Origin of the sequence: Xanthomonas arboricola pv. juglandis (assembly GCF_001013475.1) — a bacterium.
Lineage (GTDB): Bacteria > Pseudomonadota > Gammaproteobacteria > Xanthomonadales > Xanthomonadaceae > Xanthomonas > Xanthomonas arboricola.
In genome coordinates, this window is the sequence record NZ_JZEF01000001.1 from 1,158,143 (window position 1) to 1,178,641 (window position 20,499).

A 20,499-nucleotide genomic window follows, 5' to 3' on the forward strand; every position below is an offset into this window, starting at 1 on the left:
GGTATTGCTTTGATGATTACCCAAGGGTATTGTTTGCGCATGGACACTCTGCGCAGCTACCTCACGACCTTGACCCCAGCCGAGCAGGCCGACTACGCCGTTCGCGCTGGCACTTCCATTGGCTATCTCCGCAAGGCGATGAGCAAAGGCCAGCGCTTCGATGGCGGCCTGGTGCGCCAGCTGCACGTTCAGAGCCAGGGAGCTGTCTCTCTGACCGAACTGCGGCCCGACATCTGGCCCCCGGCCAACCCCGCAGGGGAGGTGGCCGATGCTGCCTGACGTGAAAATCCACGCGCTGGTCGCTGCTCCGCGCGGCCTCTTCGTGGAAGACGCGCGCGGGGCGATCAGCGTCGATGAGTTTTGCATCGCCCTCACGGAAAGCAGTTGGTTGGTGATGCGTCGCATGGCCGCTAGCCCACGGCATTTTGAAGTAGCTGAAGTGCAGCTGGCCAATTCTGCAAGCCGGTGTCCACAAGCTTCATGGCGAGGTGTTTTGTGGTCTCGGCAGGCAGCTTGCGCAGCTGATCGGTCAGTTGTTGCTTTTGAGTCTGAGGCAACGTCGACTGCTGAATCCGGCTCGCAATTAGTGCCTGGAGATCCTGCTCATGAAGCTTGATCGTCACTACGCCGAGGATCGCGCCGAGGCCGCCATCATCGGAAAGAAAATCGATTCCCTTGGCTGTGATTTTGCAGTGGGTGAGCTGCGGTCCGTGTTCGAGATCGCTGTAAAACCTGGCCTTCACCAAGTCGTGCTCTTCCAGGTAAGCCATGTTGACCCGCAAGGCATCCCCTGGAATCAACCTCGCCAGCTCGTGACCTTCAATGTTGCTGGGATACGCGGTCGCGAGCTCCTCCAGCAATTTGCGCTGGAGTGCTCGATCAAGAAGTCCGGCCATTCGCCCATCTCCTTCGCTAGCAGTAGGGGGGAAACCACATCGTACCGCCCGGCGCGTGCCCACCTAGCTTCCCTTCCGTAACAGCTTTACCAGCATGCGGCCGTCGACCCACCGCAGCCCAAATACGTTGCCTCCCACACGCACGATCGTCGTGACGTTTGGGGCCCTTCTTCTCGCTGACTTGATCCGTCGTTGCAGTGCGTCCATGGCGCAAAGCGTGGCGGATGGTCCCTTCACGATCCCCGTTCAGGTGTCCCGCCAATGAACATCTCCGATGCAGCACACAAGACCGTCAAAGACTATCCCGGCGGCAGCCTTGCCCTGGCTACACGCCTGATCTCGATCAACGACAAGGGCGAGGAGAAGCAGATGTCTGCGGCCGTCCTCCGCAGCAAGGTCAACCCGAACACGCGCACGCACCACCTGACCCTGGCCGAAGCCAGCGAGATCATGGGGCTGAGCGGCGACTTCCGGATCCTGCACGCGCTGGCCGCCGAGCACGACTTCATCGTCCAGCGCGCCGACGTGACGCTCGCCGCTGGCGTTGTCGAATCGCTGCTGGATGCCGGCGAGCTGAAGGGCAAGCTCTGCAAGCTCATCGCCGATTCGTACGCAGACCAGGTGCTCACCCTCAACGAGGCAAAGGCACTGGCAACGCTGTGCGGCCAGCTGCAGGCGATCTTCGGCCAGATGGCGCAGGCCGCGTTCGCCGAGGCCAAGGTCACGAGGGCCGCAGCATGATCCTGCAGCTGCTGGAAGACTGGCGCCGGGAGCGCCGCATTCGCCGCTTGGCCGAGCTGCTGCGGCAGGCGCAGGGGGCCGGCAAGAAGGGCCTCGCACGCGCCTACTGGCTGGACCTCAAGCGCGAGTGCGAGGGCCGAAGCGACCGTCAGGTAAAGCGCATGGAGCGGGCGGGCGGGATTGTCTGATGGCCAGGATCCGCACCATCAAGCCCGAATTCTGGAAGCACGAGGATCTGAGCGCACTGCCAGAGATCACGCACATGCTTGCCGCCGCGTTGCTCAACCACGCGGATGACGAGGGCTACTTCAACGCCAACCCTGCACTGGTTAAAGCCGAGTGCTTACCGCTCCGTGAGTCCTCAGTGAGTACTCACGACAGCCTCCAATCGTTGGCAAAAGTCGGCTTCATCGAGCTCGGCGTCGGCGAAGACGGGAAGCGCTATGGCCGCGTCGTGAAATTCGATGAGCACCAGCGGGTCAACAGGCCAACACCCAGCAAAATCAAGGCGATGCAGGTGGTGTGGGAGTCCTCAGTTACGACTCACGCACAACTCAGTGAGCCCTCACCACCTGAAAGGAAAGGAACAGGGAAGGGAAAGGAACAGGGAAGGGAAGAGGAAACATCCTCGCTTCGCTCGGATTCGTCCGCGTCGTTGACGCTGACCCCGCCTGGTCCCCCACCTGCAGACCTGAGCAAACGCAAAGCCGAGCGGATCCAGCAGATCGCCGAGGAAGCACAGGCCGCCTACAACCGCGTGCTTGCCAAGCCCAACGGCGAACTGACCGCATGCACCGTGCTGAACAAGCCGCGGCTCAAGGCCGTCGAGAAGGCCCTGCCGACCGTCCGGGCGATCTGCCGGCAGCTCTACGGCGACGAGCGTGTAACACCCGAATTCTGGACGGCGCTGTTCGAGACCGCCGCTGACGACGAGTTCCATTCCGGCCGCAAACCTGGCGGTGCCGGCCACGAAAACTGGAAGCCCGACTTCGAGTACCTGCTGCGCGAAAACGTCATCGCGAAGCTGTTTGATCGGGCGATGACGGAGCACGCCGCATGAGCGTCCACGACGAAATTGAGCGCATGGCCGAGCTGTACGCCAGCGGCGGCGATCACCAGCCTCACCAGCTCGAGCAGCTGCGCATGCCGCCGCACAGCGTGGAAGCCGAACAGGCTGTGCTCGGCGGCCTGTTGCTGGTCAACCGCGCATGGGACGACATCGCCGACCTGGTGGAGGAGGGCGACTTCTACCGCCGCGACCATGTGCTGATCTTCCGCGCCATCCGCGAGATGGCGACAGGGAACCCGCGTCGGCCGTTCGACATGGTGACCATGGGCGATTGGTTCAAAGCGCAGGGGCTTCTGGAGCAGGTGGCCGATGGTGCGTACCTGATCGAGTTGGCCAGCACCACGCCGTCGGCGGCCAACATCCGCGCTTATGCGGAGATCGTGGCGGACAAGGCGCGGCTGCGCCGGCTGATCGAAGTCGGTACCGAGATCGCCAACTCAGGCTTCAACCCGGAAGGCCAGAGCAGCGTTGAGCTGATCGGCGCCGCAACATCGCGCATCGGCGCGCTGATGGACAGCCAGCCATGCGAACTCGAATCCGTCGCGCCGGTGATGGACCGCGTCTTCGAACGCTTGGGCGAGCGCTCCCGCGACGGTGGCGGCATCCATGGCATCACCACCAGCATCGACGACCTCGACACGCTGCTGGGTGGCCTAAAGCCGGGCGGTCTGTACGTCCTGGCGGCGCGCCCGAAGATGGGCAAGACCACGCTGGCGCAGAACATCGCCGAGCACGTCGCGCTCAATCTGCGCAAAGCGGTCGCGGTCTTCAGCTTCGAGATGCAGGCGGAGGAGCTGGGCGATCGCATGCTGGCATCGGTCGGCGGCATCGATGGCAACCGGATCCGCTCCGGCGACCTGGACGACGTGGACTGGACGAACGTCACCAGCGCGATGCGCAAGCTGCGCGCGGCGGAGATCTTCGTCAGCCGGCCGCGCCGCGCACGCGTCGAGCACGTCAGCTCGCAGGCACGCCGGCAGCACGCCCGCAAGCCGCTGGGCCTGATCGTTATCGACTACCTGCAGCTGATGGAGATCCAGGGCGACAACCGCGCCAACGGCGTGGGCGATATCAGCCGCGGCCTGAAGCTTCTTGCCGGTGAGCTGGGCGTGCCGGTGCTGCTGCTCTCGCAGCTCAATCGCAAGCTGGAGGACCGCCCCGACAAGCGCCCGCAGCCTGCGGATCTGCGTGACTCCGGATCGATCGAGCAGGACGCCGATGCAGTGATCTTCATCTACCGCGACGAGGTGTACCACCGCGACAGCCGCTGGAAGGGCACCGCCGAGCTGCTGGTTCCGCTGCAGCGCAGTGGCCCACCTGGCGAGGTGCGCGTGCTCTACATGCCGGAGCGCTTCAAGTTCCAGAACCTGCCCGAGTACTGGGAGCCGTCGCCGATCGAAAGCGACGACGGCAAGCCCGCGCCGCGCTCGCGCGGCTTCCGCAACCTCAAGCCGCGCAAGCCGCAGCAGGACGTCGACGCATGACCATGACCAAAGCCGCGAAGAAGGTGCGGGCCAAACGCGCTGCGCGCCCGATCTACCTGGTGGTGCGCAAGCTGATCGATCCCGACACCGGTGAGCTGGTCGGCGCGCTGGTGCCGGCGAACCAGATCGATAGCCGGCTGCTGCGTGAGCGCCGCTTCAACGTCGGCCGCGAGATCCGCGCGGAGCTGAAGCAGCCGCGCAACCCGGCCTTCCATCGCATGGTGCATGCGCTCGGGCATCTTCTGGTGGACGGCATCGAGGGCTTTGAAACGCTTACCGCGCACGATGCCATCAAGCGCATGCAGACCGAGGCCGGCGTCTTCTGCGAGCCATTCGAGATCGATCTGGGCCCACTGGGAAAAGCAGCTGTCGCTCAGCCGCGCTCCATTGCATTCGATGAGATGGACGAAGGCGAGTTTGGCGAGTTCTTCCGGGGTATCTGTGATCACATCGACAAAAGGTACCTGCCCGGCCTGACGGACACCCTGCGAGCCGAGTACTTGCTGATGGCCGGCGAGCAAAGGAGAGCGGCCTAATGTTTGGCTCGAATCCTGCTCATTCTCCAATCTCTCACCCACTGCTTAACAGTGGTCGTGAACTGTTCGACGTGATAGTCACCCTGCACGGCGCGCGCCTGGCGGGAACTTTGTGCCAGCTGAAACTGCGCCTCCTCGAGAGAAGCGAACCAGGCCTTCAACTCAGGAGTGCCGTTCTCGAATTTCTCTTCTCGAAGCAATTGGGCAACTGTCTCGCACCCTTGTGCCGTGTTGTAAATCGGGACAAAAAGACGCGCGTCCGCGATGCTGTCGAGCGGTACCTCCCTCAAAGAACGAGCGTATTGCTCGAAAAGCTTTGCAAGTGGCGGGTACACGGACGCGCGCGGTACCTCGTCAGCTGCGCCAGTGAAGAACGTTTTTACTCTGGCTGCTTCGATCGATGCGAGGGTCATCAATCGGAAGTAAACCTCGGCGCGTCGCGCAATAGTCCGTCGTTCTTGGCGGTTGGCCAGACGCGCAGCGAAGTAGATTGCCGCAGCAGACAGGAGTGCCTGCACCCAGGCTGCCCATACTTCCGGCTTGAGGCATGGAGCGCCGATTATCCAAGGGCAGTAGGTTGGGTCGGCCATAGCGGTCCTTTTGAGCTTGTGCCCGCATCGTGCCGCGCAGCCGGCAGGCAGGCAAGCGCAAGGGCTAAAAGCTGATGCGCCGCGCTATCAGAACCGCCAACAGGGCAGAGCAGGCCTACCAGGACGCCGCGCGCGCACTCGGCTGCGTCGTGTGCCGTTGGCGCATCGCCGCCGGCCTGCAGCGCGCCATCCAGTGCGGCCACACGCAGATCCACCACCGCAACCTCGGCGACCTGCACGGTCAGAAGCAGATCGGCCAGCACGCAGTCGTCGCACTCGGCGCCTGGCACCACGACGGCGACCAGATGCCCGGCATGACCCGCGACCGCATGCGCGAGGTCTTCGGACCCAGTTTCAAGCACCACGCCCGCGAGTTCCGCATCTGGACATTCGATGTCCTGGGCGGCCGCGGCACTGAAGCCTGGCAGACCTACCAGGACCAACTACTCAACATCCCGAGGGCAGCATGAACCAGCAAAGCTATGAGAACGCCCGGCTCGCCGGCCACCGCGCGCGTCAGGCCAGCAAGAAGCGCGACGACTCACCGAAGTACGCCATGGGCGAGGAGGGCGCGCTGCTACGCGAGGCGTGGCGCGAAGGGTGGGACGAAGCCGATGAAGAGCGGAGGAAGGCGGCATGAGCATCCAGCAATCAGCGAAGCTGATCTCGAACGGCGATCAGCGTGTGGAGACTCTGACCAAGCGCGAAGAGTTCGCGAAGGCGGCAATGCAAGGGATCGTCGGCAGCATCCAGAGCGAGGACGGCTACAACCGTTTGGCGCGGCATGCGGCCGTGAACGACATGAAGGTCAGCCAGTGGATTGCGCACGACGCGGTGAAGCAGGCCGACGCGCTGCTGGCCGAACTGGAGAAGCAGGGATGAACTTGCTAACCGACGAAATCAACGAAGTGATGCGTACCGTCATGAAAAAGCTGATGGAAAGGAAGGTGAACCACAACGTGCACGTCGGCTTGGACGGCACAGTAGGCACCCGGCGCGCCGACTGCGTGCGCAACGCCTTGCCGGTGCGCACCTTGCTCGGCACCTACAACCATCGGATCACGCACGCAGAGTTGCGCGATGACCTGTTGGACCGGCGTGCGCACCTGCAGCTGCAGGTTGCGGCATGACCTTGCGCGTGGTGTTCGGAATTGACCCCGGCATGTCCGGCGCCGTGGCCGCGCTGATCGACGGCGAGGCTGGCCCGATCCTGGACATGCCGACAATGACGGTCGGCAAGAAGCAGGAAGTCGATGCGCGTGCGATCGCGGTTTTCATCCGTGAGATTCGCAGCCAGCATCCCGGCGCGGTATTCGCGGGATGCGTGGAGCGGGTTCGAGCCATGCCGCCGAAGGACGGCCGACAGGCCGGCGCGCAATCCTCGATGAACTTCGGCGAGAGCTACGCCAAGGCGAAGGCGGTGCTCGAGGTGATGGGCATCCCCTTCAGCCTGGCCGAGCCGCAGAGCTGGAAGCGCCATTTCGGACTGATCGGCAAGGACAAAGAAGCTTCGCGACAACTGGCCATCCGCCGGTTTCCATCTGCAGCGTCATACCTGACCCTCAAGAAGCACAGCGACCGCGCTGAGGCGTTGCTGATGGCGCTGTGGCACGAGCAGAAGAACCAGCCGGGAGCCCTCGCTGCATGACGCTCAACCCGACGAACCTGAGCCGGCCCGAGGCCTACTACGAAAAGCTGCTGCGGAAGCGGTACGCGGCGGCAGTGCGCAAGCGCGGGCTGTGCGCGTTCTGCGGCTGCCGCGATCGGACGCTGGGGATCGTGCACTGCAAAGGCAATGAGAGCCGGCAGATGGGGATGTGCCAGGACGACGGCAGGCTGCCGCAGTTCCGGCTGGATGATGAAACGTTGGAGGAATTTCGCCATGCGGCGTAATGAAGATCCGCTGCTCGCTGAGCTGCGCCGGTGGGGATACGCCCACGCAAACCGCTACACCCTCAGCCGCGCCGATCGCAGCCGACATGTGCTGGAGAACGCCAAGGACTACGCGCCCAAGACGGTGGAGCAGGCCTTCTGCGAGCTGGTGGAGCGCGACGGTCGCCAGCGGCGGCGCTTCATGGCTGAGCGGGCTGGGCTGACAGCGCTTCGCGAGATCCCGGCATGGGCCGTCGATCCGGTGCGCGCGCGGAACGACGCCGACCGGCCGCACGACAATCCGGAGGTCGCCGTCGACATCGGCATCCCTGACGACCTGCGCTGGATCGACCGGGCGCTGGCTTCGATGTCGAGGCAGTTTCCGCTGCGCGTGCTGGTGATGCGCACTGAGTTCACCGTTGCAGCGAGCCAGGCGGTGAAGTCTCGGATTGTGGCAGAGCAGTATGGCGGGCAATTCACACTGCGACAGTACAGGTACGAGCTCAGCCGCTCGCTTGATTGGCTCCGCGGCAGGGAAGCCGCTTAGCCGAAGTTGATTCTTGCAACGCGGGGAATATGCTGCCTCCTCCAGCCAAGTTAAGGACCGAACATGTCTGAGCAGTCTGACACCCCGATGGAAGGCCAATCTCGCGGTCTAATGGAGGCCGGCGCAGAAACGCTTGCGTTGTGCCATGGAGTTCAGGCGCTTGTTCGAACGCTGTCGAAAGACCAGCGGGCCGAATTCGGCCGGCATTTGCGCTCTTTGCAGCCGCGCCACATTAATTCCGCCTATGCCCGTATCCAGTCTGAGCTGATACGGGCAAGCCAGTAAATAGAGCAAAGCGCAAAAAGGGCTTGACTTGTGACGTAGCAAATCTGCACTATTTCGGCACTGTCAAGAGTTCCCCCTGAAACCCGGCCAAGCGCCGGGTTTTTGCGTTTCTGGGGCCCAATACCGACCGCTGCCAGCGTGCCAGGTCCTCGTCGAGAAGCGAGGCGCTGCGCGCCGGGATCGCGCACGGGCCGGCGACATGACGCCGCCCACCCATCCGCCGGCGGCGGTCGGTACCTATCGGAGAGCACTGCCGCGATCTGCCCAGCTGGGCGGGACCAGCGCGGCGCAGCGGACCTGCTGAAGGGACAGGACCACCGCGGCGGTGCTCGCCGTTCTTCAATGCCCGCATCCCAGACCGGATCAACTCTTATGCCTAGCCGGCAGCGGAGCGGGCACCTATCGCCGCTTGGACTGGGAGTACCCGGTCGCGGCACCTCCGGCTCGTCGAGAGACGCCCGGGAGACGGCTGCACATGCAGCGCCGGAACCGTAACCGGCACCTATTTCCGCCGCCGACGTGCGGCTCAAGCCCTGCCAGCCGGCGGGGCTTTTTGTTTGGAGACAGCAATGGCGGTCATCACGCCCGAACAAGCCGGTGGCCGCAACGTCGTGGCCTTCCTGGACATGCTTGCGCATTCGGAGGGCACGTCCACCAGCTCGGCCACGAAGAACGCCGGGTATGACGTCATCGTCACTGGCGCCGATCGCAAGCCGGAGATCTTCACCGACTACTCCCGGCATCCGTTCGCCGGCGGCCGCAAGTCGAAAGCGATCAACTCGAAGGGTCTGACCAGCAATGCGTCTGGCCGCTACCAGTTCATGCTCAAGGACTACGCGCATTACCGCGACCTGCTGAAGCTGCCGGACTTCGGCCCGCTCTCACAGGACCGCTGGGCGCTGCAGCTGATCAAGGAGCGCCGCGCGATCGCCGACATCCAGGCCGGTCGCTTCGTGGAAGCGGTGGCCAAGGTCCGCAACCTGTGGGCGAGCCTGCCGGGTGCCGGCTACGGTCAGCCGGAGCACAAGATCGAAAAGCTCATCGCCGCGTACACCAAGGCCGGCGGCAAGGTCGGGAGTGCATGACGATGCCGGACCTGGACGACGCAGGCCTACTGCAGGTCGAGCGCGAATCGCGCGATGAGGCGGTCGTGCTGTTGAAAGAGGTGTGGGGCCTGACGCAGCGTCCGCGCCTCGATGGCCACAACGTGATGCGTCTCGGCTACGGACGAGCGATCGAGCTGCGTGACCAGAGTGAGCAGGTGGCGACCATGGAGCTGACCGAGGATCTGATGGTCGCCCAGCACCTGCTGCGCGGGCGCTTCTTCGAGCTGTTGACGGTCCACCCGGAGATGCGTCCCTCGCTGCCGTACATCATCGCGATCGCCGACATCATCGGCGCCGAGGCAGTGCGCGGTAACAGCGAGCTCTGGGCGGCTGCCCGCAAGGGCGACTGGGTGGAATTCGGCTCGATCATCCAGGAGTTCCGATGGGACTACTTCAGCCTGTCCACCGACCGTGACAAGCGCGCGGTGAGCCGGCTGGTCATGAAGCTGGTGATGGGAGCATCGGCGGGTGCGCCATGACCTTCGCCAGCAGGAACATCGGCGCCGCACGCTTCGGCATCGCCCTCGTGATCCTCGCGCTGTACGGCGCGGCCCTCTTCGTGGCGCTCTACACACCGGTACCGCCAGAGAACCGCGAGATCTTCGCCGGCCTGGTTGGCGGCTTGAACATGGCGCTCGGCGGGGTGGTGGCGCACTACCTCACCAATTCCCGCCGCGGCAGTGGGGTCTGAGATGGCCGACCACTGGGACCGAGGCCTGCCGCCTCCACGCGATCCACCCGGCTGGCTGATCACCGCCCTGTGCGGCCTGCTACTGGCCGCGCTGGCGTGGATCTGGATCGCCTATACCAACGCAAGGATCTGACCATGCGCATCATCAAGCAGGGCCGTCACCCGTCGGTCGGGGACACACACGAGAGCACCTGCAACACCTGCGGCACCGTGTTCGAGTGGAACACCAACGAGGCCATTCGCCAGCCCGACCAGCGCGAGGGCGACTACTACAAGATCGAATGCCCGCTGTGCGGTGCGTCGGCGACCAAGGCGGTATCGGAGAAAGCGCCTTGAACCGCACAGCGGTCGCCATCATCGCCGCGCTGCTGTGGTCGGCCGCCATGGTCGGTGTCGGCTGGTCCTGGCGCGGTGATCGTGCCGAGGGTGCCACCAGCGAGAACAAGGCAGGGGCCGCCCTCGGCGCCCTGGCCGGGGAGCAGGCCGCCAGGACGACAGAACACCAGCAGGCCGGAGCCGCGCAGCAAGCCGGTGACCAGGCCACCACCCGAGAGGACAAGATCGATGCTGACTACGACGCACGCATTGCGGCTGCTGTTGCTGGCCGTGACTCCGAGCTTGGCCGGGTTCGGCGGCTGTGGGCAGGTTGTGAAACCGACCGTCTGTCCGGTGGTGCCGCCGCTGCCGCAGAAGCTGCTGAACAAGACCGACTACGCGGGGCAAGCGCGGCGCGAGTTGTACGAGCCTGCGAGCTCGCCCAGTCCGAGCGCGACGAAGCCATCGACCGATACCAAACCGTCCAGCAGCCAACCGAGGTGACGCCATGAGCCTGGGAGCACCTCAGTTGATCTATCTCGCGCTGGCCATGCTCGGCATCGGCCTGGATATCGCCAGGCACGGTGAGCCCAAGACGGGGCACCACGACGCCGTGTCCAGCATCGTGGCCACCATCCTGATATTCGCCCTGCTGTGGTGGGGCGGTTTCTTCCCCTGACCCATCGGCCCCACCCGGGGAGCCAAACCCATGCCCAAGAAGAAACCCAAGCCCAAGGCGCGTGCAGCGCCCGGGCTGACCCAGAAGCAGCAGCAGTTCGTGGTCGAGTACCTGAAGGACCGCAACGCAACCCGGGCCGCCATCCGCGCCGGGTATAGCGAGAAGACCGCCAAGAGTGTCGGGTCGGAGAACCTGACCAAACCCGACATCGCTGCCGCCATCCAGAAGGCGCAGGCCAAGGTCGCCCAGCAGGCAGCCGTGACCGTCCACACCCTGGCTGCAGAGCTGGAGGAAGCCCGGGGCATTGCCCAGGGAGAGAAGCAGGCGTCCGCGATGGTCGCCGCCACCATGGGCAAGGCAAAGCTGTACGGCCTCGCCGTCGAGCGCCACCGCCATTCCGGTGCCATTGGCACCTACGACCTGAGCAAACTGTCAGACGATGAGCTCGATCGCCTTGAATCGATCCTCGGTCCGCTTGCCGTCGCTGGCGGAGATCCGAGCGGAGAGGTCGAGGCGGGAGGCTGAGCGGGAGCGGCTGCGGATTGCTGAGGACGTTGAGGGCATCCGGGCGCGGTCGCAGTCGCTGGAGGGATTCATTCGCGAGCACTGGTGGGTGCTGGAGCCGACCAGGCCGCTCAAGATCGGTTGGGCCCTGCGGGCGATGTGCCAGCACCTGGAGGCAGTCACCGAGGGGCGCATCCAGTTCCTGCTGATCACCGTGCCGCCCGGCATGATGAAGTCGCTGGTGCTGGTGTTCTGGACTGCGTGGGAGTGGGGCCCGTGCGGCCGCGCCGACCTGCAGACGCTGGCCACCTCCTACAGCCAGCCGAACGTCCTGCGCGACAACCTGAAGCTGCGGCGCCTCATCGAGAGCGACCAGTACCAGGCGGCGTGGCCGCTGAAGCTGCGCGGCGACCAGAACGCCAAGGGGAAGTTCGAGAACACTGGCAACGGCTTCAGTGAGGCCCGACCCTTCAGCTCGATGACGGGCGGACGCGGCGACCGGGTCAAGGTCGACGATCCGCACTCAACCGAAACAGCCGAGAGCGACGCCGAGCGCAAGACCGCCGTCCGCATCTTCCGCGAGGGCATCACCGACCGCCTCAACGACATCACGTCGTCGGCCATGGTCATCATCATGCAGCGCCTGCACCAGCAGGACATTGCAGCGGTGGCGATGGAGCTGGACCTGGGCTTCGTCCACCTCAATCTCCCGATGGAGTTCGAGGAGGAGCGGACGGACAAGGACGGCAAGAAGACCGGCGGTCCGTGCCGCACCTACGTCGACGGCAAGCTGTTCTTCGAGGATCCGCGCACCCAGGAGGGTGAGCTGCTCTTTCCGGAGCGCTTTCCCCGCGCCGAGATCGAACGGCTGAAGCGCGCCAAAGGCACCTACGCGTATGCCGGCCAGTACCAGCAGCGGCCAACACCGCGCGACGGCGGCTCTTTCAAGCGGGATTGGTTCGAGGTCGTGGAAGCGGCGCCGGCCATCTCGACCGCGCGCAAGGTTCGGCGCTGGGACTTTGCGGCCACCGACCCGAAGGAGAAGACCAGCAGCGATCCCGACTACACGGTCGGCCTGCTGTTGGGCGAGACAGGCGGCATCTACTACGTGCTCGACGTGGTGCGTGACCAGGTGTCGCCCGCCGGCGTGGAGCGAATGCTGACGAATACCGCGCGGCAGGACGGCAGGACGATCAAGGTGCGCATCCCGCAGGATCCTGGCGCCGCCGGCAAGTCCAACGCCGCGCACCAGATCAAGCTGCTCGCCGGCTGGGACATCAAGGCCGCGATCGAGTCCGGATCGAAGGAAGTCCGCGCAACACCGGTGGAGGCGCAGGCCGAGGCCGGGAACATCAAGCTGGTGAATGGCCCATGGGTGGCCGCCTTCCTCGACGAGATCGCCGAGTTCCCCAACGCCAAACACGACGACCAGGTCGACGCGCTCTCTGGCGCATTCGCTGAATTGGTCACTGGCAGCACCTACAACCTTGGAAACGCACTCTGATGGGCAAGCTCGCACAACTCAAAGACGGGCTGGTCAATCTTGTGGCCAACCTGGGCACCGGACGCGATAAGGCGCTGCACAGCCACTACGCGCTCACGCCGCTGAGCGACATTGACGCCAGCAACGCCTATCGCGGCACATGGCTCGCTCGCAAGATCATCGACATCCCTGCGCTCGACGGCTGCCGCAACTGGCGGACGTGGAATGCCGATCAGACTCAGATCAGCGCCATCGAGGCGGAGGAGAAGCGCCTTGGCCTTCAGGTGAAGCTGCTGGAGGCGCACACCAAGGCGCGGCTGTTCGGTGGCGCTGCGATCTACATCGGTACCGGTGATACAGACCCCACGAAGCCGCTGGATCCGACGCGCGTCAGGAAGGAGGGCATCAAGCACCTCAACGTGCTGACCAAGCGCATGCTGACTGCAGGCGAGCAGGATCGCGATGCTGAGTCGCCCACCTACGGCCGGCCCGCGTTCTACACGTTGACCTCGGCTCGAGCCGGCCAGGTCGAGATTCACCCCTCGCGGCTGGTCATCCTGCACGGCGCCCATCGGCCGGACCCGGATATCGATCACGGTGACGGCTGGGGCGACTCGGTTCTGATGGCCACCGGCGACGCGGTGAAGCAGGCGGACAGCACGAGCGCCAATATCGCCAGCCTGGTGTTCGAGGCGAAGGTCGATGTGCTGAACATCCCGAACCTCATGTCGCAGCTGGCAGATCCTGCGTATGAGGCGCAGCTGCTCCAGCGCCTGCAGCTAGCGGCGATGGCCAAGGGCATCAACGGCATGCTGGTGCTGGATGGGGAGGAAACCTACACGCAGAAGTCGGCGACCTTCAATGGACTGGTCGATGTGATGCTGGCCTTCCTGCAGCAGGTATCAGGCGCGGCGGATATCCCGCTGACGCGTCTTCTGGGCCAGTCGCCCGGCGGCTTGAACAGCACCGGCGACAACGACATCCGGAACTACTACGACCGCATCAAGTCAGGCCAGGAGTTGATCTACACGCCGGCCATGTCGGTGCTGGATGAGTGCCTGATCTATTCGGCTCTCGGCAGCCGACCGAAGGACGTGTTCTACAGCTGGCGCAGCCTGTGGCAGACCAGCGACACCGAGCGCGCTACCAACGGCAAGACCACGGCCGACACGATCAAGACCCTCGCCGACACCAAGCTCATTCCCGACGAGGTGCTGGCCGAGGTGGCGGTGAACATGCTGACCGAGGCGGGCGTAGCGCCTGGCCTGGAATCGGCAATGGACGACTTCATCAAGGCGAACCCGGATTGGCAGGAGGATCAGGAAGAGGACGAGCGTGCAGCTGCAGCGCTGGCAGCCACGCAGGGTAACCAGCTGACCGACGCCGAGCCTCGCTCGCTGTACGTGCGCCGGGACGTGCTCAACGCGGAAGAGATCGAATCCTGGGCACGGGAGCAGGGCATCACCGATATCGCAGACGATCTGCACGTGACGGTGGCCTATTCGCGCCAGCGCTTCGACTGGATCAAGGCGGGTAACGCGAGTGAGTGGAGCAGCGACGACAAGGGTGAGCTGGTCATCCCGCGCGGTGGCCCGCGTGCCATCGAGCCGCTGGGCGGCATGTCGGCGGTGATCCTGTTCGCGTCCACGCAGCTCGCTTGGCGGCATGAAGAGATCGTCCGTGCAGGCGCCTCGCATGACTTCCCGGACTACACCCCGCACATCAGCCTGACCAAGGCGCCCATCGACCTATCGAAGGTTGAGCCATACCGGGGCCGCATTGTGCTGGGCCCGGAAATCTTCGAAGAGCTCCGCGAGGACTGAACCATGTTTTTGACAGATCGAGTCTCGGTGTCGGCGCCACGCCGCACCGCAGACGGCTACCTCGTGGCCGATGCAAAGGTGGCCCGCACCGGCATCCAGCAGTACCTGGGATCGGAGGTCGGCAAGCCGGAAATGCCATTCGTGCGGCTGTACCGGCCGCCGGAAGAAGTCTTCTCCGACGCCACGCTGCGCAGCTTCGCGCACCGGCCCATGACCAACGACCACCCACCGGTGATGGTCGATGCCAGCAACTGGAAGCAGTACGCCGTCGGCCAGACCGGCGACGAGGTGCGGCACGACGACAAGTTCGTGCGCGTGCCGCTGGTGCTCATGGACAAGGCGGCTATCGCCGACTGGGAGGCCGGCAAGGTCGAGCTATCGCAGGGCTACACCGCCGAGATCGTCTTCGAGGATGGCGTGACGCCCGAAGGCGAGCCGTACGACGCCGTGCAACGAAACATCCGCAACAACCATCTCGCGCTAGTCGACCGGGCGCGCGGTGGTGAACACCTTCGTATCGGCGACGACAACCCACTGAGGAAAATCACAATGCCTGACATCAAGACCCGGACCGTCCTGGTCGATGGGCTGTCCGTCGAGACCACCGACGCCGGCGCCCAGGCCATCGACAAGCTGCAGCGCCAGCTCTCCGACTCCAACGCAGTTGCCGCGCGCCAGGCGACCGACCACACCGCAGCCCTCGCGCTGAAGGATGCGGAGATCGCCAAGCGCGACGCCGCCATCGACGACCTGAAGGGCAAGGTGTTGGATGCCGCTGCCCTGGATGCGCGCGTGCAGGCGCGTGGCGACCTGCTGGCCACGGCCAAGGCCATCCACGACGCCGACTATCGCGGCAAGAGCGATGCGGACGTTCGCAAGGCTGCCGTCATCGGCAAGCTCGGCGACGCCGCCATCACCGGCAAGGGCGACGCCTACATCGAGGCGCGCTTCGACATCCTCGCCGATGGCGTCAAGGCGTTCGATCCGGTCGCGCGCGCACTGAGCGACGGCGCCGCACACCGCACCGTCGTGCAGGACAACGGCTACGCCGCGTCCGTCACCGGCCTCGATTACCGCACCAAGAACCAGGGGGCCTAAGTCATGGCACTGCAAACCAACTACCCGGACATCCAGCCTGCAGCCGTGCGCGGCATGCAGGCCACGATGCTCCCGTCTACCGTCATCTCCCGCAACGTCGAGGACGTCGCAGGCCTCGCGTTCGGCCTGGCTGTGGCACAGGGTGCTGCGGAGAAGGGCATCGTCACGTTCGGCGGCGCAAACCTGAAGTACGTCGGCATCACGCTGTTGGATCGTTCGGCCACTGGTCTGGATCTGTTCCCGCAGCGTGCATCGGCGCGCGTCATCACCAAGGGCGACATCTGGGTGACCGCTTCGGTCGCCGTCGCCGCTGGCGATCCGGTGTACCTCACCGCAGCCGGCGCGTTCACCAACGTCGCCACCAACAACACCGCCATCAATGGCGCCCGCTGGGACACCAGCACCACCGCGGCAGCCCAGTTGGCCGTCGTCCGTCTCGGCTAAGGAGCCAAGCCACATGCGTGCACATCCACTCTTCGACGCCCAGGTAGTCATGGGCTTCGTGGTCTCGCAGACCACGATCATCGAGCCCGGCGTCTACCGGACCGTCTATCCGGACATCCAGTACCGCGACCTGATCCCGGTCGACACTTCCGGCAGCGAGTTCGCCACGTCGGTCACCTACTACTCGCAGGACCAGTACGGCGAGGCTGACTGGATCAACGGCAACGCCGACGACATCCCGAAGGCCGGCACCAACCGCTCGCAGTTCCAGACCGGCGTGCACACCGCTGGTATCGGCTACGGCTATGGCTGGGAAGAGGTCGGCCGCGCGCAGTTGCTCGGCATCAACCTGCCCAACGAAGACGCCGCCGCCGCGCGTCGTGCATCGGAGGAGATGGTCGATCGCGTCGCGCTGCTCGGTGACGCCAACAAGGGTTTCACCGGTCTGTTCAACGCTGCCGGTGTCACGCCATCTGCTGCGCCGACCGGTGCCTGGGGCACCTTGCAGGCGGCCGGCACGGCAACTTCGGATCAGATCGTCGCCGACATGAACTCGGCGCTGCTCAACGTCTTCAACGGCACCAACACCACCGCCATCGCCGACCGTCTGCTGCTGCCGTGGTCGAAGTTCATGCTCATCTCCACCAAGAAGATGAGCGACTACAGCGACATGACCATCCTGCAGTACTTCCTGGCCAACAACGTCTACACCGCGACGACCGGCCAGCAGCTGACGGTGCGCGGTCTGCGTGGCCTGGATAACGCCGGTGTCGGCAACGAGGCGCGCATGGTCGCGTACCGCTACGACGCCAACGTGCTGAAGCTGCACATGCCGATGCCGCACCGCTTCCTGCCGGTGTACCAGAGCGGCCCGCTGCGCTGGGACGTACCTGGCGTGATGCGCATGGGCGGCCTGGACGTGCGCCTCCCGAAGCAGGTCGTCTACGTCGACGGCATCTGATCCACAACGGCCCCGCGCGTCACCGGCGGGGCCACACCGGAGCATGCAATGAAGATCAGCAACAACCACAAGACGCCGCTGGCTTTGCCGGACGGCACCGAGATCATTCCCGGCTCGCCGGCCACCGTGCCGAACTGGCCGGCCATCAAGAAGAACGCCGTCGTGCAGGCGTGGCTCGCCGCCAACATCCTCAGCGAGTCGGAGGACGACACCGCGCCGTTCCTGCTCGGCACGTTCAACCTTCCCGACAGCATCCTGCTCATCGAAGGCGGCGAGAGCGTCACGCGCGACGACGTCGTGCAGCACGCATTCAAGGCTTCGGCCCTGTCGCTGGAAGACTGGAACTCGCTGGATGAGGTGGACCGCGAGGCTCGCATCAGCGCATCGCTCGACGCGCTGAAGGCCGAAGCCGCTGCAGCTGCGCAGGCGGTGATCGACGCGAAGGTCGCCGCCGACCAGAAGAAGGTTGATCTGATTGCCAAGCTGCAAGCAGGCGGCATCAATCACGACAAGCGCTGGGGCGTGGACAAGCTTCAGGCCGCGCTGGACGAAGCCGAGAAGTCGAATACCGGGAGCTGACCATGTACGGCACGCTGGAAGGAGCAGACGACTATCACCGGATCCGTGGCAACACGGCATGGGCAGCAGGCAGCGAGGATGCCCGCAAGGCGTCGCTGGTGCGCGGTACCGACTACATCGATGGCCGGTACCGGGTGCTCCTGCTTTCGGGCCGGTGGCAGTCGATGTTCCCCGGCGTGCGTACAGACGGGCGTGGCCAGCCGAACGAATGGCCCCGCACCGGCGCAGTCGATTACGACGGCAACCCGATCGCTCCCGATGTGGTGCCGATTGAGGTTGAGCACGCGGCGTACGAAGCAGCGCTGCGAGAGCTGGCCAGGCCCGGCAGCCTGTCACCGGACTTCGTGGCGAGCGCGCTGGCGATCCGCAAGAAGGTCGGGCCGATCGAAGTTGCGTACAGCGACAAGTCGGCGGATGGCGGGGTGCCGAATCGCCCGGTCATTTCGGTGATTGACGAGATCCTCGCGCCGTTGATTCGCCGGCCGGCCACGTTGCCTGCGGTGTTTGTCGTATGAGCGCGTTCTACGACGAAATGCAGGGCGTCGCTGTCGAGATGATCGACGAGTTCGGCTACCTCACACAGCTGGAGCGCGACGGCGCCATCACCGGGCCGCCGCACAACCCGCAGCAGGGGCCGTCAACACGGCACGACTGCAATGTGGTGGAAGTCGATTACAGCCTGACCAACCGCGACGCCACGCTGGTGCTCAAGGGCGACAAGCTGGGGCTGATCAGCACCGCGATCGACGTAGCGCCCACGCTGAGCGACAGGATCCTGCTCGGCGGCGTGCTGTATCGCTTCATTGACCTGCAGCCGCTTTCACCGGGCGGGCAGATCCTTCTCTACGAATTCCACGCGAGACGCTGATGGCCACCACGACTTCCCGCCAACTCGAACAGCTGGCGGCGAAGCTGGAGCCGGCGATCGCGCGCGCATTCCTCAGGGCGATTTCCGAGGTGACCAATCAGGCAGGCGTGCAGCTCATCGCGGACCTGCTGCAGGCCGGGCGCATTGACGACGTGCTCACCGTCCTGGGGATGGACGAGCCGCGCTTTGCCGATCTCGGTGAAGCGCTGCGCAACGCCTACGCGGCAGGGGGGCAGCAGGGCGTGTCGGAGATGCCGAAGATGCGGCTCAGCCTGGACCCGATCATCACCGGCAACTACAGGCCACGGCAGGATGTGCGCTCGCCCGCGCTGCGGCCTACCTTCGACCTGCGCAATGCGACCGTCGAGGCATGGCTGCGCGACAAGTCCAGCAACCTCATCACCGGCATCGTCAACGACCAGCGCACGCTGATCCGCAACGTGCTGGAGAGCGGTATGGTCGCCGGCCGCAATCCACGCCAGAGCGCGCTGGACATCGTGGGGCGGGTCGGCGACACCGGCAGGCGCACCGGTGGTGTGCTGGGCCTGACAGCGCAGCAGGGCCAGTTCGTGCAGAGCATGCGTGGCGAGCTGGCCAGCGGTGACCCAAGGGAAATGGCGAAGTACTTCGGTCGGAAGCGCCGCGACAAGCGCCTGGACGGGATCGTCAAGCGCGCCATCGCCGCCGGCAAGCCGGTATCGCAGGCGGACATCGACAAGATCGCTGGCCGCTATGCCGACCGGCTGCTGCAGCTGCGTGGCGAGATGATTGCCCGCACTGAGTCGATCGGCAGCATGAGCGCCGGCCGGGAGGAGGCGTATCGCCAGCAGATCGAGTCGGGTGCCCTGGCCGTCGAGAACGTCTTCGGCACCTGGTCCGACACCGGCGACAAGCGCACGCGCCACACGCACAAGGCTATGAACGGGCAACGGCGGATCTTCGGCGAGCCGTTCCAGTCGCCGAGCGGGGCGCTGATGAATTACCCGGGCGACACCAGCCTCGGCGCAGGCGCAGACGAGATCGTCGGTTGCCGCTGCACGAAGCAGTACCGGATCGACATGACGGCGGAGGTGCTACGTGGCAAGCAAGTTCGGTGATCAAGTCAGGGCATTCGCCGAGAAGGCAAAGCTGCGCCAGGAGGCGATCTTCCGCGAGTCGGCGCAGGCGGTGATGGATCAGGCCAACACGCCGGAGGGGCGGGGCGGAAAGATGCCGGTTGATACCGGGTTCCTGCGCAATTCCGTCGCGGCATCCAAAGATGGCCCAGCGTCTTCGGAAAGCGGCGACCCCGCGCTGGTCTTCGCAGCGCTGCAGCTGGGCGAGTCGGTATGGGCTGGCTGGACCGCCGCCTATGCGATGCGCATGGAGCATGGATTTAGCGGAAAGGACAGCCTGGGCCGGCAGTACGAGCAGGCCGGCAAGGGCTTCATGCAAGCTGCGGCGCAGAACTGGGACTTCATCGTCAACGAGGTCACCGCGAAGGTGAAGGCACGCATTCCATGAGCGACACCGCGATCTATGACGCCTTCGCCAGCCTGGTTGGCGCCTTCGCCGCGAGCATCGGCCTGCCGTGCTCCTATCCTGGCATCGGCTTCACTCCGCCCACCAGCGGAGCCTGGCTTGAGCTGCAGTGGTTCCCCAACCAGACGCAGAATTACGGCATGGAGGACGACGGGCCGTCGCTGATGCAGGGCTTCGGCCAGCTGGCGGCGTGCTACCGGCCGGGCGCCGGCATCATGGTCGGTACGCAGCTCACCGACCAGATCATCGCGGCATTCGGCAAGGGCACGACCTTCGCCGGCATGCGTGTGTACCGCATGCCCTGGACCTCAACCATCATTCAAGACCCGGAGCGGCACATGCATCCGGTGACCATCATGTGGCGCGGCTTCGTGTAGCTGACAGCATTGGCGGGGACCTGTTGGAGA

The 20,499-nt window shown here is 65.0% G+C and carries 34 protein-coding genes and 1 pseudogene; 33 read left to right on the plus strand and 2 right to left on the minus strand.

Annotated features, from left to right (window positions below):
* The first annotated feature begins 39 nt into the window (after positions 1-39).
* Complete coding sequence (locus XARJCFBP2528_RS04695; protein ID WP_047124482.1) at positions 40-279, plus strand: hypothetical protein; 240 nt, start codon at positions 40-42, stop codon at positions 277-279.
* Between the two features lie 131 nt (positions 280-410).
* Here XARJCFBP2528_RS04695 and XARJCFBP2528_RS04700 read toward each other — a convergent pair whose 3' ends face one another.
* Positions 411-896 (minus strand): hypothetical protein, encoded by a 486-nt coding sequence (locus XARJCFBP2528_RS04700; RefSeq protein WP_047124371.1) that lies wholly within the window; start codon positions 894-896, stop codon positions 411-413.
* 261 nt (positions 897-1,157) lie between these two features.
* Here XARJCFBP2528_RS04700 and XARJCFBP2528_RS04705 point away from each other — a divergent pair, with 261 nt between their 5' ends.
* The 5 genes and pseudogenes from XARJCFBP2528_RS04705 (at position 1,158) to XARJCFBP2528_RS04725 (ending at position 4,726) form a co-directional block, all read left to right on the plus strand.
* On the plus strand, positions 1,158-1,637 hold the full coding sequence (locus XARJCFBP2528_RS04705) for a phage regulatory CII family protein (RefSeq protein ID WP_047124372.1): 480 nt from the start codon (positions 1,158-1,160) through the stop codon (positions 1,635-1,637).
* Complete coding sequence (locus tag XARJCFBP2528_RS04710) at positions 1,634-1,825, plus strand: hypothetical protein (RefSeq protein WP_047124373.1); 192 nt, start codon at positions 1,634-1,636, stop codon at positions 1,823-1,825. The genes XARJCFBP2528_RS04705 and XARJCFBP2528_RS04710 overlap by 4 nt, the downstream gene beginning before the upstream one ends.
* Positions 1,825-2,697: a hypothetical protein gene (locus XARJCFBP2528_RS21600; RefSeq protein WP_052767987.1), complete on the plus strand. Its 873-nt coding sequence runs from the start codon at positions 1,825-1,827 to the stop codon at positions 2,695-2,697. Before XARJCFBP2528_RS04710 ends, XARJCFBP2528_RS21600 begins: the two co-directional genes overlap by 1 nt.
* Positions 2,694-4,076 (plus strand): annotated as a pseudogene (gene dnaB / locus XARJCFBP2528_RS04720) (replicative DNA helicase); the annotation flags it as partial. The gene XARJCFBP2528_RS21600 and the pseudogene dnaB, both read left to right, overlap by 4 nt.
* Positions 4,077-4,186: 110 nt before the next feature.
* Positions 4,187-4,726: a hypothetical protein gene (locus tag XARJCFBP2528_RS04725; RefSeq protein WP_047124374.1), complete on the plus strand. Its 540-nt coding sequence runs from the start codon at positions 4,187-4,189 to the stop codon at positions 4,724-4,726.
* Here the strand turns inward: XARJCFBP2528_RS04725 and XARJCFBP2528_RS04730 are convergent.
* A complete protein-coding gene (locus XARJCFBP2528_RS04730; protein ID WP_047124375.1) occupies positions 4,723-5,316 on the minus strand; it encodes a hypothetical protein in 594 nt (197 codons plus the stop codon). The two genes, XARJCFBP2528_RS04725 and XARJCFBP2528_RS04730, sit on opposite strands and share 4 nt — an antisense overlap.
* A gap of 74 nt (positions 5,317-5,390) precedes the next feature.
* On the opposite strand from XARJCFBP2528_RS04730, the gene XARJCFBP2528_RS04735 reads away from it, so the two are divergent.
* From XARJCFBP2528_RS04735 to XARJCFBP2528_RS04845, 27 genes are all read left to right on the plus strand, one after another.
* Entirely contained in the window at positions 5,391-5,786 is a 396-nt protein-coding gene (locus tag XARJCFBP2528_RS04735) for a hypothetical protein (RefSeq protein WP_047124376.1), read from the plus strand.
* A complete protein-coding gene (locus XARJCFBP2528_RS23810) occupies positions 5,783-5,956 on the plus strand; it encodes a hypothetical protein (protein WP_169751459.1) in 174 nt (57 codons plus the stop codon). Before XARJCFBP2528_RS04735 ends, XARJCFBP2528_RS23810 begins: the two co-directional genes overlap by 4 nt.
* A complete protein-coding gene (locus tag XARJCFBP2528_RS04740; RefSeq protein WP_047124377.1) occupies positions 5,953-6,198 on the plus strand; it encodes a hypothetical protein in 246 nt (81 codons plus the stop codon). Before XARJCFBP2528_RS23810 ends, XARJCFBP2528_RS04740 begins: the two co-directional genes overlap by 4 nt.
* Complete coding sequence (locus XARJCFBP2528_RS04745) at positions 6,195-6,446, plus strand: hypothetical protein (protein WP_047124378.1); 252 nt, start codon at positions 6,195-6,197, stop codon at positions 6,444-6,446. Before XARJCFBP2528_RS04740 ends, XARJCFBP2528_RS04745 begins: the two co-directional genes overlap by 4 nt.
* Positions 6,443-6,964 carry a RuvC family protein gene (locus XARJCFBP2528_RS04750; protein ID WP_047124379.1) on the plus strand — a complete coding sequence of 174 codons (522 nt, stop codon included), beginning with the start codon at positions 6,443-6,445 and terminating at the stop codon, positions 6,962-6,964. Before XARJCFBP2528_RS04745 ends, XARJCFBP2528_RS04750 begins: the two co-directional genes overlap by 4 nt.
* Entirely contained in the window at positions 6,961-7,209 is a 249-nt protein-coding gene (locus XARJCFBP2528_RS04755) for a hypothetical protein (protein WP_047124380.1), read from the plus strand. The genes XARJCFBP2528_RS04750 and XARJCFBP2528_RS04755 overlap by 4 nt, the downstream gene beginning before the upstream one ends.
* Positions 7,199-7,735 (plus strand): hypothetical protein, encoded by a 537-nt coding sequence (locus XARJCFBP2528_RS04760; RefSeq protein ID WP_047124381.1) that lies wholly within the window; start codon positions 7,199-7,201, stop codon positions 7,733-7,735. The genes XARJCFBP2528_RS04755 and XARJCFBP2528_RS04760 overlap by 11 nt, the downstream gene beginning before the upstream one ends.
* 63 nt (positions 7,736-7,798) lie before the next feature.
* Entirely contained in the window at positions 7,799-8,020 is a 222-nt protein-coding gene (locus XARJCFBP2528_RS23220; RefSeq protein ID WP_144422095.1) for a hypothetical protein, read from the plus strand.
* A 569-nt stretch (positions 8,021-8,589) separates the two neighbouring features.
* Entirely contained in the window at positions 8,590-9,105 is a 516-nt protein-coding gene (locus tag XARJCFBP2528_RS04765; RefSeq protein ID WP_047124382.1) for a glycoside hydrolase family 24 protein, read from the plus strand.
* A gap of 2 nt (positions 9,106-9,107) precedes the next feature.
* Entirely contained in the window at positions 9,108-9,605 is a 498-nt protein-coding gene (locus XARJCFBP2528_RS21605; protein ID WP_052767988.1) for a hypothetical protein, read from the plus strand.
* Positions 9,602-9,817: a hypothetical protein gene (locus tag XARJCFBP2528_RS04775; protein ID WP_047124383.1), complete on the plus strand. Its 216-nt coding sequence runs from the start codon at positions 9,602-9,604 to the stop codon at positions 9,815-9,817. The genes XARJCFBP2528_RS21605 and XARJCFBP2528_RS04775 overlap by 4 nt, the downstream gene beginning before the upstream one ends.
* Before the next feature lies 1 nt (position 9,818).
* Positions 9,819-9,950 (plus strand): hypothetical protein, encoded by a 132-nt coding sequence (locus XARJCFBP2528_RS24255; protein ID WP_258864563.1) that lies wholly within the window; start codon positions 9,819-9,821, stop codon positions 9,948-9,950.
* A gap of 2 nt (positions 9,951-9,952) precedes the next feature.
* Positions 9,953-10,153, plus strand: coding sequence for a hypothetical protein (locus XARJCFBP2528_RS04780; RefSeq protein WP_047124384.1), 201 nt, complete (start codon positions 9,953-9,955; stop codon positions 10,151-10,153).
* The gene (locus XARJCFBP2528_RS21610; protein ID WP_052767989.1) at positions 10,150-10,644 is read left to right on the plus strand and encodes a hypothetical protein; all 495 of its coding nucleotides are present in this window, start codon (positions 10,150-10,152) and stop codon (positions 10,642-10,644) included. Before XARJCFBP2528_RS04780 ends, XARJCFBP2528_RS21610 begins: the two co-directional genes overlap by 4 nt.
* Positions 10,641-10,811, plus strand: a complete 171-nt coding sequence (locus XARJCFBP2528_RS23225; protein ID WP_155410695.1) for a hypothetical protein — start codon at positions 10,641-10,643, stop codon at positions 10,809-10,811. Before XARJCFBP2528_RS21610 ends, XARJCFBP2528_RS23225 begins: the two co-directional genes overlap by 4 nt.
* Positions 10,812-10,841: 30 nt before the next feature.
* Positions 10,842-11,336, plus strand: a complete 495-nt coding sequence (locus XARJCFBP2528_RS22070; RefSeq protein ID WP_080959816.1) for a terminase small subunit — start codon at positions 10,842-10,844, stop codon at positions 11,334-11,336.
* Complete coding sequence (gene terL / locus XARJCFBP2528_RS04795; RefSeq protein WP_231103895.1) at positions 11,251-12,819, plus strand: phage terminase large subunit; 1,569 nt, start codon at positions 11,251-11,253, stop codon at positions 12,817-12,819. The genes XARJCFBP2528_RS22070 and terL overlap by 86 nt, the downstream gene beginning before the upstream one ends.
* Positions 12,819-14,621, plus strand: a complete 1,803-nt coding sequence (locus XARJCFBP2528_RS04800; RefSeq protein ID WP_047124385.1) for an anti-CBASS protein Acb1 family protein — start codon at positions 12,819-12,821, stop codon at positions 14,619-14,621. Before terL ends, XARJCFBP2528_RS04800 begins: the two co-directional genes overlap by 1 nt.
* A gap of 3 nt (positions 14,622-14,624) precedes the next feature.
* Positions 14,625-15,719, plus strand: a complete 1,095-nt coding sequence (locus tag XARJCFBP2528_RS04805; RefSeq protein WP_047124386.1) for a DUF2213 domain-containing protein — start codon at positions 14,625-14,627, stop codon at positions 15,717-15,719.
* A 3-nt stretch (positions 15,720-15,722) separates the two neighbouring features.
* On the plus strand, positions 15,723-16,163 hold the full coding sequence (locus tag XARJCFBP2528_RS04810; RefSeq protein ID WP_047124387.1) for a structural cement protein Gp24: 441 nt from the start codon (positions 15,723-15,725) through the stop codon (positions 16,161-16,163).
* A gap of 13 nt (positions 16,164-16,176) precedes the next feature.
* Positions 16,177-17,124, plus strand: a complete 948-nt coding sequence (locus tag XARJCFBP2528_RS04815; RefSeq protein WP_047124388.1) for a DUF2184 domain-containing protein — start codon at positions 16,177-16,179, stop codon at positions 17,122-17,124.
* Positions 17,125-17,172: 48 nt separating this feature from the next.
* Positions 17,173-17,703, plus strand: coding sequence for a hypothetical protein (locus XARJCFBP2528_RS04820; protein ID WP_047124389.1), 531 nt, complete (start codon positions 17,173-17,175; stop codon positions 17,701-17,703).
* A gap of 2 nt (positions 17,704-17,705) precedes the next feature.
* A complete protein-coding gene (locus XARJCFBP2528_RS04825) occupies positions 17,706-18,218 on the plus strand; it encodes a DnaT-like ssDNA-binding protein (protein WP_047124390.1) in 513 nt (170 codons plus the stop codon).
* Positions 18,215-18,571 (plus strand): hypothetical protein, encoded by a 357-nt coding sequence (locus XARJCFBP2528_RS04830; RefSeq protein WP_047124391.1) that lies wholly within the window; start codon positions 18,215-18,217, stop codon positions 18,569-18,571. Before XARJCFBP2528_RS04825 ends, XARJCFBP2528_RS04830 begins: the two co-directional genes overlap by 4 nt.
* Complete coding sequence (locus XARJCFBP2528_RS04835) at positions 18,571-19,668, plus strand: phage minor head protein (protein WP_047124392.1); 1,098 nt, start codon at positions 18,571-18,573, stop codon at positions 19,666-19,668. The genes XARJCFBP2528_RS04830 and XARJCFBP2528_RS04835 overlap by 1 nt, the downstream gene beginning before the upstream one ends.
* Positions 19,649-20,074: a hypothetical protein gene (locus tag XARJCFBP2528_RS04840; RefSeq protein ID WP_047124393.1), complete on the plus strand. Its 426-nt coding sequence runs from the start codon at positions 19,649-19,651 to the stop codon at positions 20,072-20,074. Before XARJCFBP2528_RS04835 ends, XARJCFBP2528_RS04840 begins: the two co-directional genes overlap by 20 nt.
* Positions 20,071-20,469 carry a phage tail terminator-like protein gene (locus XARJCFBP2528_RS04845; RefSeq protein WP_047124394.1) on the plus strand — a complete coding sequence of 133 codons (399 nt, stop codon included), beginning with the start codon at positions 20,071-20,073 and terminating at the stop codon, positions 20,467-20,469. Before XARJCFBP2528_RS04840 ends, XARJCFBP2528_RS04845 begins: the two co-directional genes overlap by 4 nt.
* Positions 20,470-20,499 lie beyond the last annotated feature (30 nt).

Bases quoted from the DNA above. Each gene is read 5' to 3' on its own strand.
- XARJCFBP2528_RS04695 (WP_047124482.1), top strand. From the start codon at position 40: ATGGACACTCTGCGCAGCTACCTCACGACCTTGACCCCAGCCGAGCAG.
- XARJCFBP2528_RS04700 (WP_047124371.1), bottom strand. From the start codon at position 896: ATGGCCGGACTTCTTGATCGAGCACTCCAGCGCAAATTGCTGGAGGAG.
- XARJCFBP2528_RS04705 (WP_047124372.1), top strand. From the start codon at position 1,158: ATGAACATCTCCGATGCAGCACACAAGACCGTCAAAGACTATCCCGGC.
- XARJCFBP2528_RS04710 (WP_047124373.1), top strand. From the start codon at position 1,634: ATGATCCTGCAGCTGCTGGAAGACTGGCGCCGGGAGCGCCGCATTCGC.
- XARJCFBP2528_RS21600 (WP_052767987.1), top strand. From the start codon at position 1,825: ATGGCCAGGATCCGCACCATCAAGCCCGAATTCTGGAAGCACGAGGAT.
- XARJCFBP2528_RS04725 (WP_047124374.1), top strand. From the start codon at position 4,187: ATGACCATGACCAAAGCCGCGAAGAAGGTGCGGGCCAAACGCGCTGCG.
- XARJCFBP2528_RS04730 (WP_047124375.1), bottom strand. From the start codon at position 5,316: ATGGCCGACCCAACCTACTGCCCTTGGATAATCGGCGCTCCATGCCTC.
- XARJCFBP2528_RS04735 (WP_047124376.1), top strand. From the start codon at position 5,391: ATGCGCCGCGCTATCAGAACCGCCAACAGGGCAGAGCAGGCCTACCAG.
- XARJCFBP2528_RS23810 (WP_169751459.1), top strand. From the start codon at position 5,783: ATGAACCAGCAAAGCTATGAGAACGCCCGGCTCGCCGGCCACCGCGCG.
- XARJCFBP2528_RS04740 (WP_047124377.1), top strand. From the start codon at position 5,953: ATGAGCATCCAGCAATCAGCGAAGCTGATCTCGAACGGCGATCAGCGT.
- XARJCFBP2528_RS04745 (WP_047124378.1), top strand. From the start codon at position 6,195: ATGAACTTGCTAACCGACGAAATCAACGAAGTGATGCGTACCGTCATG.
- XARJCFBP2528_RS04750 (WP_047124379.1), top strand. From the start codon at position 6,443: ATGACCTTGCGCGTGGTGTTCGGAATTGACCCCGGCATGTCCGGCGCC.
- XARJCFBP2528_RS04755 (WP_047124380.1), top strand. From the start codon at position 6,961: ATGACGCTCAACCCGACGAACCTGAGCCGGCCCGAGGCCTACTACGAA.
- XARJCFBP2528_RS04760 (WP_047124381.1), top strand. From the start codon at position 7,199: ATGCGGCGTAATGAAGATCCGCTGCTCGCTGAGCTGCGCCGGTGGGGA.
- XARJCFBP2528_RS23220 (WP_144422095.1), top strand. From the start codon at position 7,799: ATGTCTGAGCAGTCTGACACCCCGATGGAAGGCCAATCTCGCGGTCTA.
- XARJCFBP2528_RS04765 (WP_047124382.1), top strand. From the start codon at position 8,590: ATGGCGGTCATCACGCCCGAACAAGCCGGTGGCCGCAACGTCGTGGCC.
- XARJCFBP2528_RS21605 (WP_052767988.1), top strand. From the start codon at position 9,108: ATGCCGGACCTGGACGACGCAGGCCTACTGCAGGTCGAGCGCGAATCG.
- XARJCFBP2528_RS04775 (WP_047124383.1), top strand. From the start codon at position 9,602: ATGACCTTCGCCAGCAGGAACATCGGCGCCGCACGCTTCGGCATCGCC.
- XARJCFBP2528_RS24255 (WP_258864563.1), top strand. From the start codon at position 9,819: ATGGCCGACCACTGGGACCGAGGCCTGCCGCCTCCACGCGATCCACCC.
- XARJCFBP2528_RS04780 (WP_047124384.1), top strand. From the start codon at position 9,953: ATGCGCATCATCAAGCAGGGCCGTCACCCGTCGGTCGGGGACACACAC.
- XARJCFBP2528_RS23225 (WP_155410695.1), top strand. From the start codon at position 10,641: ATGAGCCTGGGAGCACCTCAGTTGATCTATCTCGCGCTGGCCATGCTC.
- XARJCFBP2528_RS22070 (WP_080959816.1), top strand. From the start codon at position 10,842: ATGCCCAAGAAGAAACCCAAGCCCAAGGCGCGTGCAGCGCCCGGGCTG.
- terL (WP_231103895.1), top strand. From the start codon at position 11,251: ATGAGCTCGATCGCCTTGAATCGATCCTCGGTCCGCTTGCCGTCGCTG.
- XARJCFBP2528_RS04800 (WP_047124385.1), top strand. From the start codon at position 12,819: ATGGGCAAGCTCGCACAACTCAAAGACGGGCTGGTCAATCTTGTGGCC.
- XARJCFBP2528_RS04805 (WP_047124386.1), top strand. From the start codon at position 14,625: ATGTTTTTGACAGATCGAGTCTCGGTGTCGGCGCCACGCCGCACCGCA.
- XARJCFBP2528_RS04810 (WP_047124387.1), top strand. From the start codon at position 15,723: ATGGCACTGCAAACCAACTACCCGGACATCCAGCCTGCAGCCGTGCGC.
- XARJCFBP2528_RS04815 (WP_047124388.1), top strand. From the start codon at position 16,177: ATGCGTGCACATCCACTCTTCGACGCCCAGGTAGTCATGGGCTTCGTG.
- XARJCFBP2528_RS04820 (WP_047124389.1), top strand. From the start codon at position 17,173: ATGAAGATCAGCAACAACCACAAGACGCCGCTGGCTTTGCCGGACGGC.
- XARJCFBP2528_RS04825 (WP_047124390.1), top strand. From the start codon at position 17,706: ATGTACGGCACGCTGGAAGGAGCAGACGACTATCACCGGATCCGTGGC.
- XARJCFBP2528_RS04830 (WP_047124391.1), top strand. From the start codon at position 18,215: ATGAGCGCGTTCTACGACGAAATGCAGGGCGTCGCTGTCGAGATGATC.
- XARJCFBP2528_RS04835 (WP_047124392.1), top strand. From the start codon at position 18,571: ATGGCCACCACGACTTCCCGCCAACTCGAACAGCTGGCGGCGAAGCTG.
- XARJCFBP2528_RS04845 (WP_047124394.1), top strand. From the start codon at position 20,071: ATGAGCGACACCGCGATCTATGACGCCTTCGCCAGCCTGGTTGGCGCC.